Origin of the sequence: uncultured Maritalea sp. (genome assembly GCF_937139385.1) — a bacterium.
GTDB classification, from domain to species: domain Bacteria; phylum Pseudomonadota; class Alphaproteobacteria; order Rhizobiales; family Devosiaceae; genus Maritalea; species Maritalea porphyrae_A.
The window spans coordinates 1-2,548 of the sequence record NZ_CAKZPW010000116.1 but is presented as its reverse complement, the minus strand read 5'-3'; the positions used below and the strand labels follow the sequence as shown (position 1 = coordinate 2,548).

Here is a 2,548-nt window from a genome sequence, read left to right as displayed (position 1 = left end):
CCATGTGTAGCCGATCAAGATCAGCCGGCCAAACCAGTGGTTGAAAAAGCCCTGCGCCATATCAAAAGCGCCATCGCCAATCGCTGCGGCGGCGAACCACCACGCGAGCAATGCTGTGCCAAAATAAAGCCCTGTACCCGTAATTCTGTGCACAATGGACATGGCCATCGTGATCTCGAATTTATAGATTTGCAGGTGCGGCGAGAGAGGTCGATTAGGTTCAGCCATTGCGACAGGGCCTCTTGATCTTTTGCGTTAAGTCCTTGCCAAAAATGCAAAGACACTGAAACATCTACTCGTCATTGACAGATTCGTCAAAGAAACGAGCCTTGTTCTTAAGTCGGAGACCCTACATTACCTATAGGTAAACAAAGGTTAACCTTGCGCCAATTGCATCTGGCTCTAGTATTCTGTCAAGGCTTTTTCCATATCAAACGGCTGGTCAGCCACTTGTTTTGTGACCGCTTGCCCGCATCGCATCTTGTTTTCTGCGACATCAAAAACATATTTTGGTTCCCCATAAAGCGCCCAACTTTCGCTGAGGGCTTTGCTCACCCGTTTGCAAAATTGGCTGTCGTCATCATTGGTTATAAAGCGATAGATCTGCATAAAAACTCCATTAATCTCCTCACTTTTTCAACGAATTGAGAACTTTTGCAAGTTATTCGTTTTTTGCAGGCCAGATGCCACTTTTGATGCATTGAAATATTTTGAATTTAGCTGTATTCGGAAAACCTATGAACAAGTTTCCGACCAAATTGCTCAACGGTTATCGTGAATTCATGGATGGCCGCTTTATTGAAGAGCGCGAAAAAATCCGGGACCTGGCCTCAAAAGGTCAAACCCCTTCAACAATGATCATCGCATGCTGCGACAGCCGTGCAGCGCCTGAAATGATTTTCAGTGCCCACCCTGGCGAATTGTTTGTGGTGCGAAACGTGGCAAACTTGGTGCCCGAATACGCCCCAGACGGCCGCCATCACTCAACCTCCGCAGCGATTGAGTTTGCGGTCAAAGGATTGGGCGTTTCCAACATCGTTGTCATGGGCCACGGCCGGTGCGGTGGCATTGCCGCAGCACTTTCAGGCGGCGACACCAAACTGGACGAAGGTGATTTCATCGGCAAATGGATGAGCCAACTTGGCCCGGTGGCCGAGCAAGTGGCAGCCGCGGGCATCATGACAGATGGCGAACGGCAAACAGCGCTTGAACGTGTTGGTGTGCGTCAATCTATCAACAACCTTAAGTCGTTCCCCTATATCGGTGAATTGGTAGAACAAGGTGCCCTGTCCCTACATGGCGCTTGGTTTGATATCTCAACTGCTGAATTATGGGTCATGGACGGCGAAACGGGTGATTTTATGCGCCCTGAAGCCAGCTAAACAACCACTAGCTTTGCCAACGATACAACCGATCGGGGAGTTTTTCTTCATTCTCCCCGTCGGTTTCTTTTACAGCGACAAAGCCGTTCTTTTCGTAAAACGCGCGTGCGGCCCAATTTTGTTGAAAACACCAAAGCTCTAACCTGTCATGGCGTTGTTTTGCTTCATCCAGCAACATAGCGCCAACGCCTTGCCGACGCACCTCAGGATCCACATATAGATGGGCAATCCACCCCTCAAGATCCACCAGAAAACCAACCACCCTCTCATCCTTGACCGCCAACGTGATGCGGCCCCGCGCCAACATTTCACACATATGCGCTCGGTCTTCTGCTGGTGTGTGCACAATGGGCAAAAACGGCAAAGCAACTTGGCGCGAGCGCAAAAATATATCTGCAATCGTTTCAATATCCGCATCAGTCGCAAGGCGTAATTGGAGCAAGGATTTTCCTAACGGAACCAAAGTTAAGCTCAATTGATCAAAGAAAAAAGCCGAGCACAAGGCCCGGCTTCAATTCGCTTTAACTTGGTTGAACCCTATGCCGCTTTGGTCATCAATCCGCGCTCGATAATACATTCAGCAATTTGTATCGTGTTCAGCGCTGCGCCTTTGCGCAAATTGTCTGAAACAACCCAAATGTTCAGGCCGTTCTCAACCGTTGCGTCTTCACGAATACGACTGATGTAAGTCGCATCTTCACCCGCAGCTTCAACAGGGGTGATATAGCCACCATCTTCACGGCTATCCACAACAGCAACACCAGGTGCTTCACGTAAAATATTGCGCGCTTCGTCGGCTGTAATCTCGTTCTCAAACTCGATATTGACGGCTTCAGAGTGCCCAACAAACACTGGCACGCGCACGGCCGTGCATGTCACTTTGATTTTTGGGTCGAGCATTTTTTTGGTTTCAGCCAAAACTTTCCACTCTTCCTTGGTGTACCCATCTTCCATAAAGACATCGATGTGCGGGATCACGTTAAAAGCGATTTGTTTTGTGTAAACGGATGGCGTTGGCATGTCGGTCACATAAATGCCTTTGGTCTGGTTCCATAACTCGTCAGAAGCTTCTTTGCCTGAACCAGAAACAGACTGATATGTTGAAACCACAATACGTTTGATTTTCGCAAAATCGTGCAAGGGCTTTAGTGCCACAACAAGCTGCG

At 48.7% G+C, this 2,548-nt stretch carries 5 protein-coding genes; 1 reads left to right on the top strand and 4 read right to left on the bottom strand.

Going from position 1 to position 2,548, the window contains the following annotated elements; genetic code table 11:
• A partial coding sequence (gene sdhC / locus Q0231_RS04770; RefSeq protein ID WP_299345737.1) for a succinate dehydrogenase, cytochrome b556 subunit occupies positions 1 to 228 on the bottom strand: 228 nt, incomplete at its 3' end.
• A gap of 174 nt (positions 229 to 402) precedes the next feature.
• The gene (locus tag Q0231_RS04765; RefSeq protein ID WP_299345735.1) at positions 403 to 609 is read right to left on the bottom strand and encodes a DUF1737 domain-containing protein; all 207 of its coding nucleotides are present in this window, start codon (positions 607 to 609) and stop codon (positions 403 to 405) included.
• 128 nt (positions 610 to 737) lie between these two features.
• Here Q0231_RS04765 and Q0231_RS04760 point away from each other — a divergent pair, with 128 nt between their 5' ends.
• Positions 738 to 1,382: a carbonic anhydrase gene (locus tag Q0231_RS04760; RefSeq protein WP_299345732.1), complete on the top strand. Its 645-nt coding sequence runs from the start codon at positions 738 to 740 to the stop codon at positions 1,380 to 1,382.
• A gap of 7 nt (positions 1,383 to 1,389) precedes the next feature.
• Here the strand turns inward: Q0231_RS04760 and Q0231_RS04755 are convergent, their stop codons facing one another.
• Both Q0231_RS04755 and Q0231_RS04750 read right to left on the bottom strand, forming a co-directional pair.
• Positions 1,390 to 1,824: a GNAT family N-acetyltransferase gene (locus Q0231_RS04755; protein ID WP_299345729.1), complete on the bottom strand. Its 435-nt coding sequence runs from the start codon at positions 1,822 to 1,824 to the stop codon at positions 1,390 to 1,392.
• Between the two features lie 95 nt (positions 1,825 to 1,919).
• Positions 1,920 to 2,548, bottom strand: a 629-nt coding sequence (locus tag Q0231_RS04750) for an aspartate-semialdehyde dehydrogenase (protein WP_299345726.1), incomplete at its 5' end; no start/stop codon positions are given.

What these genes read in the sequence shown, in the direction of transcription:
- Q0231_RS04765 (WP_299345735.1), bottom strand. Translation starts at nt 609, where the DNA reads ATGCAGATCTATCGCTTTATAACCAATGATGACGACAGCCAATTTTGC.
- Q0231_RS04760 (WP_299345732.1), top strand. Translation starts at nt 738, where the DNA reads ATGAACAAGTTTCCGACCAAATTGCTCAACGGTTATCGTGAATTCATG.